Annotated in this window: 12 protein-coding genes; 4 read left to right on the forward strand and 8 right to left on the reverse strand. The window is 44.4% G+C overall.

Annotated features, from left to right (window positions below; translation table 11 throughout):
- Nucleotides 1-20: 20 nt before the first annotated feature.
- From folP to rlmE, 3 genes are all read right to left on the reverse strand, one after another.
- On the reverse strand, nucleotides 21-851 hold the full coding sequence (gene folP / locus BTO10_RS18895; RefSeq protein WP_105025493.1) for a dihydropteroate synthase: 831 nt from the start codon (nucleotides 849-851) through the stop codon (nucleotides 21-23).
- Between the two features lie 88 nt (nucleotides 852-939).
- Nucleotides 940-2,907, reverse strand: coding sequence for an ATP-dependent zinc metalloprotease FtsH (ftsH, locus tag BTO10_RS18900; RefSeq protein ID WP_105025494.1), 1,968 nt, complete (start codon nucleotides 2,905-2,907; stop codon nucleotides 940-942).
- 107 nt (nucleotides 2,908-3,014) lie between these two features.
- Entirely contained in the window at nucleotides 3,015-3,644 is a 630-nt protein-coding gene (gene rlmE / locus BTO10_RS18905) for a 23S rRNA (uridine(2552)-2'-O)-methyltransferase RlmE (RefSeq protein ID WP_105025495.1), read from the reverse strand.
- A 114-nt stretch (nucleotides 3,645-3,758) separates the two neighbouring features.
- On the opposite strand from rlmE, the gene yhbY reads away from it, so the two are divergent.
- Nucleotides 3,759-4,055 (forward strand): ribosome assembly RNA-binding protein YhbY, encoded by a 297-nt coding sequence (yhbY, locus tag BTO10_RS18910; protein WP_004738252.1) that lies wholly within the window; start codon nucleotides 3,759-3,761, stop codon nucleotides 4,053-4,055.
- A gap of 126 nt (nucleotides 4,056-4,181) precedes the next feature.
- Here yhbY and greA read toward each other — a convergent pair whose 3' ends face one another.
- A complete protein-coding gene (gene greA / locus BTO10_RS18915; protein WP_004738250.1) occupies nucleotides 4,182-4,655 on the reverse strand; it encodes a transcription elongation factor GreA in 474 nt (157 codons plus the stop codon).
- A gap of 514 nt (nucleotides 4,656-5,169) precedes the next feature.
- On the opposite strand from greA, the gene BTO10_RS18920 reads away from it, so the two are divergent.
- Nucleotides 5,170-6,225 (forward strand): porin, encoded by a 1,056-nt coding sequence (locus BTO10_RS18920; RefSeq protein WP_105025496.1) that lies wholly within the window; start codon nucleotides 5,170-5,172, stop codon nucleotides 6,223-6,225.
- A 108-nt stretch (nucleotides 6,226-6,333) separates the two neighbouring features.
- Entirely contained in the window at nucleotides 6,334-7,767 is a 1,434-nt protein-coding gene (gene dacB / locus BTO10_RS18925; RefSeq protein WP_105025497.1) for a serine-type D-Ala-D-Ala carboxypeptidase, read from the forward strand.
- 108 nt (nucleotides 7,768-7,875) lie between these two features.
- On the opposite strand, the gene BTO10_RS18930 is transcribed toward dacB, so the two are convergent.
- Together BTO10_RS18930 and tyrS are read right to left on the reverse strand one after the other, a co-directional pair.
- Nucleotides 7,876-8,721 (reverse strand): magnesium transporter, encoded by an 846-nt coding sequence (locus tag BTO10_RS18930; protein WP_105025498.1) that lies wholly within the window; start codon nucleotides 8,719-8,721, stop codon nucleotides 7,876-7,878.
- 424 nt (nucleotides 8,722-9,145) lie between these two features.
- A complete protein-coding gene (gene tyrS, locus BTO10_RS18935; RefSeq protein ID WP_004738241.1) occupies nucleotides 9,146-10,333 on the reverse strand; it encodes a tyrosine--tRNA ligase in 1,188 nt (395 codons plus the stop codon).
- Nucleotides 10,334-10,462: 129 nt separating this feature from the next.
- Between tyrS and BTO10_RS18940 the strand changes: the two genes are divergently transcribed.
- A complete protein-coding gene (locus BTO10_RS18940; protein WP_004738239.1) occupies nucleotides 10,463-11,752 on the forward strand; it encodes a peptidoglycan DD-metalloendopeptidase family protein in 1,290 nt (429 codons plus the stop codon).
- A 121-nt stretch (nucleotides 11,753-11,873) separates the two neighbouring features.
- Here the strand turns inward: BTO10_RS18940 and BTO10_RS18945 are convergent, their stop codons facing one another.
- Both BTO10_RS18945 and BTO10_RS18950 read right to left on the reverse strand, forming a co-directional pair.
- Entirely contained in the window at nucleotides 11,874-14,966 is a 3,093-nt protein-coding gene (locus BTO10_RS18945) for an efflux RND transporter permease subunit (RefSeq protein WP_105025499.1), read from the reverse strand.
- A gap of 10 nt (nucleotides 14,967-14,976) precedes the next feature.
- Complete coding sequence (locus BTO10_RS18950) at nucleotides 14,977-16,101, reverse strand: efflux RND transporter periplasmic adaptor subunit (RefSeq protein WP_105025500.1); 1,125 nt, start codon at nucleotides 16,099-16,101, stop codon at nucleotides 14,977-14,979.
- Nucleotides 16,102-16,299: the final 198 nt, after the last annotated feature.

Consider the following 16,299-nt stretch of genomic DNA (forward strand, 5'->3'; position numbering starts at 1 on the left):
GTGATTTTCCTTAATTATATTTAGTGATTGTTATTCATCACTTCGATTATTTTCATCGCTTCCAATGTCTCCTCGACATCATGAACACGAATAATTTGCGCGCCTTTCATCGCGGCAATGGTCGCGCAAGTGACGCTTGCGACCATACAGTCGGCTGGAACCTTATCTAACAACTTAAAGATCATCGATTTTCTCGATATCCCAGCTAAAACAGGTAAGCCTAACGAATGAAACTTTTCAAGATGCGCTAGTAGGTGATAATTGTGTTCTATGGTTTTACCAAAACCGAAGCCAGGATCAAGAATCAGCTGCTCTTTTGAAATACCAACTGCCTCACAAGCTTCAACCCTTTCTTGCAAGAATGCTTCTACATCCTGAAGAACATCATCATAACTTGGGTTAGCTTGCATGGTTCTTGGCTGGCCTTTCATGTGCATCAGACAAATCGGAACATTGGCATCAGCAGCGACTTGTAATGCTCCAGGCTCTTGCAAAGCGCGCACATCATTGATCAAATCAGCGCCCGCTTCAACAGCTTGGCGCATCACTTCCGCTTTGCTGGTATCTATCGAGATCCACACATCAAACTTGGCACGAATGGCTTTAATAGCAGGGACGACACGCGCAAGCTCTTCTTCTAATGAAACATCAGGAGCGCCAGGTCGAGTTGACTCACCACCAATATCGATAATGCTGACGCCCGCTTGAACCATTCGTTCAGCTTGCTGTAGGGCATTATCAAGCGAGTTAAATTTCCCACCATCAGAGAAAGAGTCAGGGGTAACATTGAGGATACCCATCACATGTGGGCGATCTAACACGAGAGTTTTATTATTTGCTTTTAATATCATGGAAGGCCGATCTTAAAGGGTAAAACACCATAGGCTATAAACAGAAAAACCCTGAGCGTGCTCAGGGTTTTAGTTGATAGTTTAGTAATTAAGAATCTTTGTTTTGAGCATCATCTGATTCAGATTTAACTTCTTCAATTTTTGACTCTTCAGCTTTCGGTTCCGCTTTAGCTTCTTCTGCCTTAGCTTCAGGTTTTGCTTCTTCCTTTGCAGGCTCAGCTTTTATCTGATCACCCCAACCAGCTGGGTCACGAATCTCTTGCTTACGTTCCATCAAGTCATCAATTTGACCTGCATCGATCGTTTCGAACTTCATTAGAGCGTCTTTCATCGAATGCATGATATCCATGTTATCTTCGAGAATCTTTTTAGCTCTGTCGTAGTTACGGTCGATAAGGATACGAATCTCTTCATCGATAAGCTTAGTCGTGTCATCAGAGACGTGCTTAGCTTGGCTCATACCGCGACCTAGGAAAACTTCACCTTCTTCTTCTGCGTAAAGAAGAGGACCCAGTTTCTCAGAGAAGCCCCACTGCGTTACCATCTTACGAGCAATATCAGTTGCACGTTCGATATCGTTAGACGCACCAGTTGACACTTTGTCTTTGCCGTAGATAAGTTCTTCCGCAAGACGACCACCGTACAAGCTAGAAATCATAGACTCTAGGTGTTGGCGAGACATGCTCACACGATCTTGCTCTGGTAGGTACATCGTCACACCAAGCGCACGACCGCGTGGAATGATTGACACTTTGTACACTGGATCATGCTCTGGTACCAAACGACCAACAATTGCGTGACCTGCTTCGTGGTATGCCGTTGACTCTTTCACTTCTTCTGACATTACCATTGAACGGCGCTCTGCACCCATCATGATTTTGTCTTTAGCAAGTTCAAACTCCACCATAGAAACATTGCGCTTGTTACCACGAGCCGCAAATAGCGCTGCTTCGTTCACAAGGTTCGCAAGGTCTGCACCTGAGAAGCCTGGTGTACCACGAGCAATAAGAGATGGTTCAACATCACCTGCTAGTGGAACCTTACGCATGTGTACTTTAAGAATCTGCTCACGGCCACGTACGTCTGGTAGACCAACCACAACCTGACGGTCAAAACGACCAGGACGAAGTAGTGCTGGGTCTAGTACGTCTGGACGGTTAGTCGCTGCGATAACGATAATACCTTCGTTACCTTCGAAACCATCCATCTCAACCAGCATTTGGTTCAGTGTTTGCTCACGCTCATCGTGACCACCACCAACACCAGCGCCACGCTGACGACCTACCGCATCGATCTCATCAATAAAGATGATACAAGGTGCTGCTTTCTTCGCTTGTTCGAACATGTCACGTACACGAGATGCACCAACACCCACAAACATTTCAACGAAGTCAGAACCTGAAATAGTAAAGAATGGTACTTTCGCTTCACCAGCAATCGCTTTTGCAAGCAATGTCTTACCAGTACCAGGAGGACCAACCAACAGAATACCTGTTGGGATCTTACCACCCAGCTTTTGGAAACGACTTGGGTCACGAAGGTAATCAACCAATTCTTTAACGTCTTCTTTTGCTTCGTCACAACCAGCGACATCTGCAAACAACGTTTTGATCTGTTCTTCGCTCATCATACGAGCTTTGCTCTTACCGAAAGACATCGCGCCTTTACCGCCGCCGCCGCCTTGCATTTGACGCATGAAGAAAATCCACACACCAATCAGTAAGATCATAGGGAACCATGAGATGAAGATAGTGCCAAGTAGGCTCTGCTCTTCAGGAGGTGTGCCCTGAACTTTTACGTTTTGATTAATTAAGTCATCAAGTAGCTTTTGATCATAAACAGGCATGTAAGTTACATACTTAGCACCACCGCCACGACGTGTGAAAGTGATTTCGCTGTTATTGAACTGTGCGTCTTGAATCTGGCCTTGGCCAACTTCCTGTACAAACGTGGTGTAATCTACTGCTCTGCCGTTACTTTCCCCAGGGCCGAAGCTCTGGAATACCGACATCAACACTACTGCGATAACAAGCCACAGAATTAAATTTTTTGCCATGTCACTCAAGGTGTCAGCCTCTCGATAACTAATTGTAATTAAAGGTAGGGTACTACAGTTTGTAACCTGTAGCCATATTGTTAACTCTCACTCTTGGAAGAGAATCGTTAACCTTTGTAACCAGTGGCTACGATAAACACTTCACGAGAACGAGCTCGAGAAGAGTCGGGTTTTCTGACTTTCACCGTTTGAAACATCTCACGGACGTCTTTAACGTATTGATCAAACCCTTCGCCTTGGAATACTTTTACAATAAAACTACCATCGGTAGCTAGAACTTGTCGACACATATCCAAAGCTAATTCAACTAAATACATAGCTCTAGGCTGATCTACAGAGTTGTTGCCCGCTATATTAGGTGCCATATCTGACATCACGACATCAACCATGTTTGGTTGTATACGTTCCAATAAGGCTTCAAGAACAGCGTCTTCGCGAAAATCGCCTTGTAAGAAGCTGACGCCAGCGATCGGATCCATTGGTAACAAGTCACAGGCAATGATTTGTCCATTGTCTCCAACAATCTTAGCAGCATATTGAGACCAACCACCAGGCGCTGCACCTAAATCCACAACGGTCATCCCTGGAGACAGCAATTTATCTTTCGTTTGAATCTCTTCCATTTTGAAATAAGCACGTGAGCGATAGCCTTTCTTTCTTGCTTCGTTTGCGTACTTGTCGTCGAAGTGTTCCTTCAACCAACGGCCTGAACTGGCCGAGTGTTTCTGTTTGCTCATTGGATACCTAAAGTGGAGGAAAGTACTAATTGCCGAATAAATTATAGTCTTCAGCATTAGATGGCGTTAAAATAGGGGTTTTCAACCCTAATAGTAAAGAAAATTGGCCGCGTAATGAACCTAAGTACCAAACAAAAGCAGCATCTAAAGGGCCTAGCTCACAGTTTAAAACCTGTAGTGCTAATGGGCGCAAATGGACTTACTGAAGCTGTTCTAGCGGAAATCGAATTAGCTCTAGACCACCACGAACTGATCAAAATTAAAGTTGCATCAGAAGACCGTGAAACTAAGCAGCTAATTATCGATGCAATTGTACGTGAAACTAAAGCTGAGAAAGTACAGACTATCGGTAAGGTTCTAGTACTATTCCGTCAATCAGAAGCACGTAAAATCGAGATTCCACGTAAGTAAGTTAGCCTTATAACAAGCTAGCTTCACAAAGGGATAACCAGTGCGCTTATCTTTAAGTGTAGCGTGAGAAACGAAAAAGGTCGCATTTAGCGACCTTTTTACTTATCAGAAACAAAGAAAATTCAATTAGATATATTCTACTTTGTCAATTTCGTAATCTTTATCACCGCCAGGAGTCGAAATCATCACTTCGTCGCCTTCCATCTTACCGATAAGACCGCGAGCAATTGGTGACTTCACTGAGATACGGCCAGTTTTGATATCAGCTTCGTCTTCAGAAACGATTTGGTAACGGTACTCTTCATCTGTATCAACATCAATCAGAGTGACTGTTGTACCAAAGATAATCTTGCCCGTATTTTCCATCTGGGTTACATCGATGATCTGAGCCACTGAAAGTTTGTATTCAATGTCGCGGATTTGAGCTTCACAGATACCCTGCTCTTCACGAGCTGCGTGGTATTCAGCATTCTCTTTTAAATCACCTAGTTCACGTGCTTCACCAATAGCTGCTGAGATAACAGGGCGTAGCTTAAGTAGGCGATCTAATTCGTCACGTAGCTGCTGAGCGCCACGTACTGTCATTGGAACCTTTTCCATTTTTTACCTCTATGCCAAAGCTTTCTTTGGCCAACATAAATACACCCAACGTATTTTATTGGGTAGTAGAAACAAAACGATTTGGCTTAGTGTAAACAAACTTTATGGCTAAATCATCTTTATTCCACTTTGCGTTTTAAAAGCTGTATCTAGGTCTAAATTACTGCCATCACAAAAATGAATAATAACCTCCCCATCAATAACCTGAAAAACAAACATCTAAAAAAACAAAAAACAAACAAAATAAACACAGATCACACTTTTGTAAAAGTCACTATAAAACAAAAACTTAAATAACAACAAATATAATAAAACAGTGTTCATTTTTTAGTTTTATATCATTTTACTAACTGGCAATGGAACTTTAGAGGTAAAAAGTAACCCATGGATTGCACTGGCATTTTTCAGACTTCTGTTCTAATCATGGTTATGAAGCCTGATTAATACGGGCAATACACAAAAGGGTTCAAATCCTTAATAAAACTTCTATGGACAGTAATTAGGAAATAATAACATGAACAAGACTATGATCGCGCTTGCTGTATCTGCTGCAGCTCTTGCTACTAACGCAGTAGCAGCGGACGGTAAACAAGCTAGTGGTATCGACGGTACTTCTGTATACAGCTCTAACGGCACTTCTCTAGAGATCGGCGGTCGTGCGGAAGCTCGTCTATCTCTAAAAGATGGCAAAGCTGAAGACAAAACACGTGTACGTCTTAACTTCTTGGGTAAAGTCGAAATCCAAGACGGCCTATACGGTGTTGGTTTCTACGAAGGTGAATTCGTTTCTAACCCTGCCGATATTTATGATGGTAACGGCGAAAAAGTTGGTACAACTGACAGCTTAGACAACCGTTACACGTACGCTGGTATCGGCGGTAACTTCGGTGAAGTAACTTACGGTAAAAACGACGGCGCGCTAGGCGTAATCACTGACTTCACGGATATCATGTCTTACCACGGTAACTCAGCAGCATACAAAATTGCTGCAGCAGACCGCACTGACAACATGCTTTCTTACAAAGGTCAATTCCAAGACCTAGCAGTAAAAGCAAGCTACCGCTTCGCAGACCGTACAGATTCAGTTGATGGCGGTTACACAGACAACAACGCAGATGGTTACTCTCTATCTGGTATCTACGCAATCGGCGACTCTGGTGTTAAGCTAGGTGCAGGTTACGCTGACCAAGACGAGCAAAACGAGTACATGCTTGCTGCATCTTACCGCATTGAGTCTCTATACTTTGCAGGTACTTTCACAGACGGTGAGCTAGCGAAGAAGAACGGTGATTACACTGGTTACGAATTCGCAACAGCATACACACTAGACAAGACTGCATTCACGCTAACGTACAACAACGCTGAGTTCGACAACGAGACAGCTGCTGATAACGTTGCTATCGATGCAACTTACTACTTCAAGCCTAACTTCCGTACGTACATTTCGTACAACTTCAACCTAATCTCTGAAGGCGACAAGTTTGGTGATACAACTAAGCTAGTTACTGGTACTGCATCTAAAGCTGATGCTGAAGACGAGCTAGCTCTAGGTCTACGTTACGACTTCTAATTCTGATTATCTGATTGATTAGTTAATTAAGAATCAAAACGCCCGCTCTCTAGCGGGCGTTTTTTATATCTGTATACTGAAAACATCAGCCATCCAAGAGAATCTTCTATGCGCCTTCTATCACCACTACTGCTATGTAGTTTTTCCATTAGCGCTTTCTCTATTAACGCTTTCGCATACGCCCCTCTAGAAACACTGCCCGATGGTAGTAGTACGAGTTTGATCCTCCAATCGTTAAGCGATGATTCGAGCGAGCTTAATTCCAATAGCGATGACTTTTATCCACCAGCCAGTACGTTAAAACTGGTGACGGCTTTAGCGGCTAAATTAGAGCTAGGAGACAACTTTCATTACACCACCAGCATTGTTCGTTCTGGCAATGATTCAATCATTTCATTTAGCGGCGACCCAACACTACAACGTGAGCAGCTAAAAAGCCTGTTAGCTCAGTACGCTAAGTCTCAATCCAGAATCATCAAAGGCAACTTATACCTGGATAACACCACTTATACCGGCTATCAACGAGCGGTTGGTTGGCCTTGGGACATTCTAGGCGTTTGTTACAGCGCGCCTTCAAGTGCGATGACCTTAGACAGCAACTGTGCCCAAGCCTCTATTTATACAAAGGATAACGGCAGAACTCGCGTCTATATTCCAGCTCATTATCCAATAAACGTGACAACCAATGCAGTCACTGTTACGCGCACTGGGCAAAAAGCCACCCAGTGCGACTTAGAGCTCATCACCACGCCAGATAACTCGTACACGCTCTCTGGTTGCTTAGTGGAACGTAAAAAGCCATTACCACTAAAGTTCGCCATTCAAAATCCTGAGCTTTACACCTCTCAAGTGGTGAACTCACTACTTAAAGAGCTGAAAATAAAAGTTAAGGGGGATGTGATCATTGGAGCCAAAGAAGGCACAAACAAAACGACATTAATAGCTAGTCATCACTCAGCTAAACTTCCAGAGCTGCTCGATACCATGCTAAAAAAATCAGATAACCTGATCGCAGACAATCTCACCAAAACCTTAGGAGCAAGGTTTTATGTGCAGCCTGGCAGTTTCAATAACGGTACTGAAGCAATAAAACAGATACTACTGACCAAAGCGAATATCGACCTCAACAAAGCGCAGCTCGTTGATGGTTCTGGTTTATCGAGAAACAACCGAATGAGATCGCAGACCATGGCTAAAGTGCTTCGTTATATCTGGGAAAACGATTCACAGCTCAACCTGATCGAAGCCATGCCAACATCAGGTATAAATGGAACGCTGAAGTACCGACAAAGCATGAGGAAGGCACCGATTCAGGGCAGCATCACAGCTAAGAGTGGTTCTTTGTACGGAACTTACAATATGGCGGGATATGGTTTAGATAAGTCAGGAAAGCCAAGCTCTCTGTTCGTACAATTTGTTCGCGACTACTTCCCTGAAGAACAAGATCCAGATAAACCAGTGGAAGCACCGATTACGCAGTTTGAACGTGCTTTTTATAAAGATGTGGTTGAATACAGTCAAACACAGAGCCAGTCCAAATGACGAATCGTTTGTTGTAAGCGGTTTATGACGCAATAAAAAATGGCGCTGAAGATCTTAAATCTTCAGCGCCATTTTTATTTTCGAAGTACTGTTACTATTTAATAGGCGCTAGGCAATGCCTAAAAACGCATTTACGACGGTGAAATAGATCCACATCCCTGAGATGTCTACTATTGACGCTAATACCGGGCTCACCAACACCGCTGGGTCCAACTTGAACAAACGAGCTACAATAGGCAACCCACCACCAAGAACCGTCGATATTGTTACCTGAATAAACAAGGCAACAGCAATAGCTAAGGCAATCATATTAATGTCATAACCACCAGTGGATTGGTTTTCACTGAACAGCAAGATACGTCCAATCATTACAGCTGCAATCGCTAGTGCTAAACAAATAGCCACTCTAAACTCTTTCCACAGAACATTGGCCCACTGGCGTTTCTTCAACTCACCAGTAGCTAAGGCTCTAATTACCAGAGTCGCGGCTTGGGTTCCCGTGTTACCACCAGCCGCGGCGATGACTGGCATGTAAATAGCCAGAAGCACCAATTGGCTTAGGATGTCTTCGTACTGAGCGATAATAAGCCCAGAAACGATACCTAGCAGTGCCAGCGAAATAATCCAACCAATACGCTGTCTAACATGGCTCAATACACCAGTAGAAAGGTAACCTTGTTGGGGTTCAACCTCTGAATAGATTAACCCTAGTTGGTGAGCTAGATGTCGCGCGCGCTTTTCAAAGCCTTGCTCCTCTAACTCACTAAGTAGAGCTTGAATCGTACTTAGAGAGCATTGCCCTAATACAAGTACTGCGTCTTCAAGCGGCATACAATTCAAAAGCCTGACCTGCTGTTCACGGCCATATTGCTGAAATGCATTCGATACAGCTTGAACGTCTTGCTCTGAGTACAGAGCTTCAATAGATAAAAAAGTGTTGTTCATTACCGTCATGGCGAATCTCCCGATTGGCAAAGGTAACGACCATCAAAACAAGTAGCCTTCAGCGAGTACTTCAAGAACATAAAGCTTTGCACACTAAGAGCTTAAATCCTATAGCTCAAGCATATATAGCTAAGCGCACCAGGAGCTTAAAGCACTGATGTGTCTACTTGTTAGAATCTAGTGTGTGGAAAAGAATGAGGGGAAAACAAAGATACCCTACCTGAACGGCAGGACAATAGATCAATACCGAGACAGGTTATTCTTCTCCATTCAAACTAGGAGGATGGTCGGTATTGTTCATAAAAATCTCCAAAATTACTGTCAGCTCGACAGCGCGCATAGTGTAGCAATCCTGTAAAAAGTTCTTCGTCAACTTTGTGTCAATAAAAAAGGCATCCGTAGATGCCTTTTATTCAATCATTGATGTGCGTTATTACTTGATAGTAATACGAGCAAACTTACGCTTACCAACTTGGTAAACTGCAGTACCCGCTTCAGGTACCAGTTTGTTATCTTCAACTTTCTCGCCTTCGATCTTAGCAGCACCCTGCTTGATCATACGCATCGCATCAGAAGTCGAGTTTACTAGACCCGCTTCTTTTAGAACGTTAGCGATTGGTAGGCCTGCTTCGAATTCGAATTCAGGCATATCATCTGGCACTTGGTTTTTAGCAAAGCGGTTAACGAACTCTTGCTCTGCTGCATCAGCATCAGCTTCACTGTGGAAACGAGCAATGATCTCTTTAGCCAGAAGTACTTTAACGTCACGTGGGTTTTTACCCGCTTCAACGCCAGCTTTCAACTCAGCCACTTCTTCAAGCGGACGGAAAGACAGAAGCTCGTAGTAGCTCCACATTAGGTCATCAGAGATAGACATGATCTTACCAAACATCTCGCTTGGTGCTTCGCTGATACCGATGTAGTTGTGTGCTGACTTAGACATCTTCTTAACGCCGTCTAGACCAACAAGTAGTGGCATCATCAGTACCGCTTGTGGTTTTTGACCTGCCGCTTTTTGCAGTTCACGACCCATTAGAAGGTTGAACTTCTGGTCAGTACCGCCAAGCTCAACGTCGCTCTCTAGTGCAACTGAGTCGTGACCTTGTAGAAGTGGGTACATAAATTCGTGAATAGCGATAGGTTGACCACCAGCGTAACGCTTTTTGAAGTCATCACGCTCAAGCATACGAGCAACAGTTTGGTTAGAAGCAAGACGAATCATGCCTTCTGCGCCAAGGTCAGATAGCCACTCAGAGTTGAAGCGAATTTGTGTTTTCGCAGGATCTAGAATTTTGAATACTTGCTCTTTGTAAGTTTCAGCATTCTTCAATACGTCTTCACGGCTTAGTGGTGGACGCGTTGAGTTTTTACCTGATGGGTCACCAACCATTGCAGTGAAATCACCAATCAGGAATGTCACTTCATGACCAAGCTCTTGGAAAGCACGAAGCTTGTTAAAGATAACCGTATGGCCTAGGTGGATATCTGGAGCCGTTGGATCGGCACCCAGTTTAATGCGTAAAGGACGACCTTCTTTTAATTTAGCAATCAGCTCGTCTTCTGGAATAAGTTCTTCTACGCCACGTTTGATCTCGGCTAGTGCAGCTTCAATACTCGCCATTCTTGTTCACTCCCACAGATTTGGCAAAAATATAATAGTTAGACATCTTACTTGAATAGCGATGTATTTTGAAACCAGTTACACTATTCCGTCGCCGATTTTCATCATATTTACAGAACGAACCGGAACATGTTGTCTATTTTTGCACGCCTTCCTATATTGCACCGGGCCTTTATCGCATTTTTTAGTGCGATAATTTTCATAGCGATTTTCTTACTTCCCGACGTCAACAGCTTGCGCGACGATACGGGCGCACTTGTCGTTGGTAAACACTACCCTTTGAGCATCGATGCTTCCGCGCTAGTAAGCTCGAATGACACACCACCAACCGCTGTCCTTAACTGGGAAAAATACACAGTTCGCTCTGGCGAAAGCACTTCTGTTTTATTTGAACGTATTGGTCTCTCATACCGTTTGTTACTCAACCTTCTCAATACCAATAAAGACATTAAAAAACAGCTCTCTAACCTAAGACCTGGTGATGTACTGCAGTTTGGATTCGATGAAAACAACGACCTTATTCAGCTCAAACGGCAACTTAGCGCGTTTGAAAGCTTCAAAATCACCAAATCTGGTGATTCATTCACCTCAAGTTTTGATAAAAAAGAAGTTGCTTATCAATACAACTACGCCGAAGCCAATATTACCTCTAACTTCTGGAATGCTGGTGTCAGTGCAGGCCTAACTGCCAACCAAATTATGGAGCTTGCGGGTATCTTTGGTTGGGATATCGACTTTGCATTGGATATTCGTAAGAACGACAGCTTTAAAATCTTATATCAAGAGAAAGTGGTTGAAGGCGAAGTGATTGGCCGTGGCAAAATCATGGCAGCCATTTTTACCAACCAAGGCGATTCATTTACTGCGGTATTAGACGACAAGAGCGGTAACTACTACGACGAAAACGGCCGAGCAATGAAGAAAGCATTCCTGCGCTCTCCTATTGATTTTCGTCGTGTAACCTCGAACTTCAACCCTCGTCGTAAGCACCCAGTTACCGGCAAAGTACGCCCTCATCGCGGCACCGACTACGCAGCACCTGTTGGTACACCTATCTGGGCAGCAGGTGATGGTATCGTGCAGAAGTCTGGCTACAACCAGTTCAACGGTAACTACGTGTTCATCCGACACAGCAATACTTACATCACTAAGTACCTGCACATGAAGAAGCGCTTGGTAAAAACAGGGCAACGAGTCAAGCAAGGTCAAACTATTGGTACTCTGGGCGGTACAGGCCGTGTAACTGGTCCACACTTGCACTACGAGTTCTTAGTTAATGGCGTTCACAAGAATGCGCGTACTGTGAAGTTACCTCAATCTAAATCCTTAACGGGTAAGGCAAAAGCAACCTTTATTGCAAACTCAGAGATTCGATTGAAAAACCTTGAGCGATACGGTCAGTTACTAGCGACTAACTAGAAAATTCAAGACCTGTAGCTTGTAGCTTGTAGCTTGTAGCTTGTAGCTTCACAGAAAAATAGAAAAATGAAAAGAGCGCCCGTCAAGGCGCTCTTTTTTTATGTTCGCGTAACACTCCCATCTAGTGTTTTTCGGGTTTATTGTTTCGCCCTAGCATCAACAAGCAAGGAGTCAGCACCAAGGTCAGCACCGTGGCAAACGCCAAACCACCAGCTATCGCGGTCGCAAGCTGTGACCACCACTGCGTACTCGGCGCACCGAATTCTATCTTTTGATTAATCAGATCGATGTTCATCTCTAACACCATCGGCATCAATCCTAAAATGGTTGTGACGGTAGTCAGCATTACTGGCCTTAAACGTTGCACACCGGTTCTTAGAATTGCATCTCGCTTATCTAAGCCTCTTTTAACCAACTGGTTATAGGTATCGATCAGCACAATATTGTTATTCACCACAATTCCAGCTAACGCAATCACACCAATACCAGACATCACAATACCAAACGGACGCTGGAAGATAAGCAACCCAACGAATACGCCAACCGTAGAGAACAAGACAGCACTTAGAATTAAGAAGGCTTGATAGAAGCTGTTGAACTGAGTGATAAGAATCAAAGCCATCACCGCTAGTGCTACTAAGAATGCAGTTTGTAAAAAGGCTGACGAGTTCTCTTGCTCTTCATTTTGACCGCGAATGCGAAAGTCTACGCTATCTGGTAGCCCTAGTTCACTTAACGCCTGCTCGATCTTTGGTAGCTCGAGAGCAAGGTTATACCCTTCTTCCATATCTGCCATAATATTAACGACTCGCTTGCCATCAAGACGTTTGATGGTGTCTTGCTTGTGGTCTGGAATGATCTGAGCAAAATTAGTTATCGGAACCAAACCAGCTGGCGTTTTGACTCTTAGCTGGTCGAAACGTCCGATATCCCTTTTATCATTCGGATAACGCACCAAGATATCGACTTCTTCTGCTGAGTCATCAGGAAGATAATCACCGATCTTTAATCCATTAGTCACGAATTGAACGGTATTACCCACCAAGGTAGCATCAGCGGCAAAACGCGCGGCATCGTCACGGCGGATATCCACCTTCCAATCGATACCATCTTTACTTGCTGTATCGCTGATATTGGTTAGTGTTTGATTTCCATCCGCCCAACTTCTCACGATCTTTGCTGCCTGATTGAGCTGCTCTGGTGTTTTAGCTGAGAGCTCGATCACCAAGTCATTTTCAACTGGAGGCCCTGCGTCTGGGAACTTATATTCGATCTCAACGCCAGCGTACTGGTCGGTTTGTTGCTTTAACTCTTCAATGATCGTTTTCACACTGCGGCGATATTGCCAGTCGACCGGCGTAATCGAGATCAAACCAATCTGGTCGTCACCTCCCGTTCTCGTATAAACCGTATCGAACTCTTCATGATTCAGCATTACTTGTTCAATATCACGCATAATGTCATCTTTTTCTTGAATAGAGAGATCACCATGAGAGCGCACTTTAACGTTAAAGAATGGCGGATCGACCTCTGGGAAAAACTCGGCACCTAAGCCTGCTTTTGAGTAAGTAAAGCCGACTGCAACCGCAAGCAATATCGCGCTAAAGAGAATTTTAAACGGATGCTTAATCGCTAAAGAAAGTGTGTGGTAATACACCTTAGTTAAGCCTGTCGCTTGAGAAAAGTCGCCGTTATGCAGAGCGACCATTCGAGCTTGATTCTGAGGCGAAACGTACTGAGGTTTACCAATCAAGCCACCTAAAACGGGCACAAATAACAGCGCCATAATCAATGAAGCCGTTAAAGTCGCGATCAGAGTTAGCGGTAAGAACTTCATAAATTCGCCCGTCACGTCAGGCCAGAACAACAGCGGAGCAAAGGCAGCTAAAGTCGTTGCCGTCGAGGCGGTGATTGGCCACGCCATCCGCTTGGCTGCATCTCGATAGGCATCTTTACGCCCTTCTCCCTCTTGCATCCGTCTATCTGCGAATTCAGTCACCACAATCGCGCCGTCCACCAGCATTCCGACCGCCATAATCAAAGAGAACAGCACTACAATGTTAACGGTTAACCCAAATACTGAGAGAACCAATAATCCGGTGAGGAATGAGCCAGGAATTGAGATGCCGACTAACAAAGCAGTACGTACGCCAAGAATCGCGATGATTACGATCACCACCAGAATGATGGCGGATAAGATGTTGTTTTGCAGATCATTGAGCATGATCTTCACATCTTTCGATTCATCCCAAGTGTATTTAACCAACAGATTGTTTGGCCACTCAGCTTGCTGCTGAGCCCCAGCCATTACCGCTTTCACCAGCTCTACGGTTTCAATGATGTTCTCACCCGCTCGCTTCTTGATATCCAAGACCACCGCAGATTTCCCATCTAAACGCGCAAAGCTCTCCGGATCTCGAAACGCTCGGCGTACCGTCGCCACATCACCAAAAGTAACGACCTGTTTACCATCAACTTTGATCGGTAACTCAAGTACATCTTTTAAAGAGTTAAACACCGAAGGCACTTTGACTGAGAAACGGCCATAACCCGTATCAACAAAACCGGCGGCAACCACTCGATTATTCAATGCAATCAGGTTATAGATATCCGCTTGGTCTAGGCTGTAACTTTCCATAAGCAGAGGATCTACGATGATTTCAACGATGTCTTCTCGATCACCTGCAATATCGACCTCTAGTATTTGGCGATAGCTCTCTAATTTATCTCCTAGCTCTCGGGCAATTTGTACAATAGTACGTTCAGGAACGGTGCCGAATAACACCACAGACAGAACAGGTTGCTCAGAGGCGAGCGTCACCTCATTAACCGTCGGCTCATCACTGTCTTCTGGCAGTTTTGGCTTAGCAAGATCAACGGCGTCACGCACATCGGCCATCGCTTTGTTAAGGTCAACTCCGACATTAAACTCCAACACCACAGAAACATGCCCTTCTGCGGCGGTTGAATTCATCTCTTTTACGCCTTCAATGGATCTAAGCTCTTGTTCTATAGGTCGAACCAACAAGCGCTCGGCATCGGTGGGCGAGATCCCTTGATGCCCAACAGAAACGTAAATAATCGGGATAGTAATATCTGGGCTCGACTCCTTAGGTATCGTGAGATAGGTAACCACACCTGCAACCAGAATAAGCGCCAACAGAGAAAGCATGGTGCGAGCACGAGACAAAGCTGCATCAATAATTGAATACATCAGTTATCTCCTACTCAGCCGCTAGATTTGACAGTTCAGCACCTTGCTCAACCGCAATCACCGAATCACCATCACGAACAAAGCCTTGTCCAACGGTAATAATGTCAACCTTTTGTCCCAACCCGGTGAGCCAAACTCCATCTTGCTCAGCCTTCACTAGCTGTATGCCAACAAACTTAACGCTTGGCGCATCATCAACTGACACCAGAGTTTTAACTCCTAGGTTACCCGCTTCGTCTAATGCCAACATCGCAGGAGTCACCTTGATAGCATCTCTTGTTTCTAGATTGAGTTTTACTTCAGCACTGACACCGGCGGGCAGTAAGCCATCAGAGTTATCGATTTCAATTTCGATTGGGAAGGTATTAGTAGAAGCTGAAGAGATTCGAGACACATAACGCAATCGCCCTTCCACTTCATCTCTGCCAAGTAGACGAACCAATGCTTCTTGATTAACTAACAGATGCTGAATATGACGCTCAGTGACATCCGCCTCAATCACCAGAGGATCGAGGTCAATCACGCTAGCAACGGGATCGCCAACACCAACAAAATCACCGAGCTCGACCATTAAATCTTGAACCACACCCGAGAAAGGTGAAGTAATCACAGTATTCTTTAAAGCCAAATCCGCATTGCGCATCATAGCCTTCGCTTCTGTTAAAGAGGCCTCTGCAGTGGTGTAAGCAATTTCCCCTTGCAGCCCTCTTTTCTTCAGTGATTGCGCCGCTTTAAATTCTTTCTGCTTTAGGCGATACAGAGCCGATGCTCGTTCTAACTGTATTTCCAAGTCGCCTTTATCGATCTGAGCAATGGCTTGGCCTGCTTTTACAGTATCACCCTTGGCAACGTTCAACCTAACGACCTTACCTGCAACTTCTGCGCCTAATCGCGCATGTCGATCTGGCGCTGTTCGACCGTATAAATCAATGGTCTTAAAGGTGGGTGATGAGGTAAATGTTTGGTAGGAAACCTTGGCTAATGGAATCTCTGTCGCTTTTCGCTCAGGCGACTCTTCGGCTTGTCCCACACCTAAACCCAGCCAGATAGAAAGCAGTATGACCAAAGTCAGAGAGACCAACCACGGCTGCTTAAGTTTCTGAAAAAGTGACGAGTTAGAAAATAGAGTGGACATAGCAAATCCTTTTCTGGCGCATTAGGTGCATTAATTGACGCAACAGCGTCACAAGAGATGCACTGATAAAAATAAGTAATATTAACAGGACAGGAGAAATAAAGTTGAGGACGTTATCGACAGTTTAAAAAATATGCCGTGTACTAAAGGAAAGTAAAAATGAAGGGGATAAAAAACAAAAACGCCGAACATAAGTCC

It is taken from the genome of Vibrio chagasii (assembly GCF_002954585.1).
In the GTDB taxonomy this organism is placed as follows: Bacteria; Pseudomonadota; Gammaproteobacteria; order Enterobacterales; family Vibrionaceae; genus Vibrio; species Vibrio chagasii_A.

Coding starts and splice junctions, on each gene's coding strand:
- folP (WP_105025493.1), bottom strand. CDS start 851: ATGATATTAAAAGCAAATAATAAAACTCTCGTGTTAGATCGCCCACAT.
- ftsH (WP_105025494.1), bottom strand. CDS start 2,907: ATGGCAAAAAATTTAATTCTGTGGCTTGTTATCGCAGTAGTGTTGATG.
- rlmE (WP_105025495.1), bottom strand. CDS start 3,644: ATGAGCAAACAGAAACACTCGGCCAGTTCAGGCCGTTGGTTGAAGGAA.
- yhbY (WP_004738252.1), top strand. CDS start 3,759: ATGAACCTAAGTACCAAACAAAAGCAGCATCTAAAGGGCCTAGCTCAC.
- greA (WP_004738250.1), bottom strand. CDS start 4,655: ATGGAAAAGGTTCCAATGACAGTACGTGGCGCTCAGCAGCTACGTGAC.
- BTO10_RS18920 (WP_105025496.1), top strand. CDS start 5,170: ATGAACAAGACTATGATCGCGCTTGCTGTATCTGCTGCAGCTCTTGCT.
- dacB (WP_105025497.1), top strand. CDS start 6,334: ATGCGCCTTCTATCACCACTACTGCTATGTAGTTTTTCCATTAGCGCT.
- BTO10_RS18930 (WP_105025498.1), bottom strand. CDS start 8,721: ATGACGGTAATGAACAACACTTTTTTATCTATTGAAGCTCTGTACTCA.
- tyrS (WP_004738241.1), bottom strand. CDS start 10,333: ATGGCGAGTATTGAAGCTGCACTAGCCGAGATCAAACGTGGCGTAGAA.
- BTO10_RS18940 (WP_004738239.1), top strand. CDS start 10,463: ATGTTGTCTATTTTTGCACGCCTTCCTATATTGCACCGGGCCTTTATC.
- BTO10_RS18945 (WP_105025499.1), bottom strand. CDS start 14,966: ATGTATTCAATTATTGATGCAGCTTTGTCTCGTGCTCGCACCATGCTT.
- BTO10_RS18950 (WP_105025500.1), bottom strand. CDS start 16,101: ATGTCCACTCTATTTTCTAACTCGTCACTTTTTCAGAAACTTAAGCAG.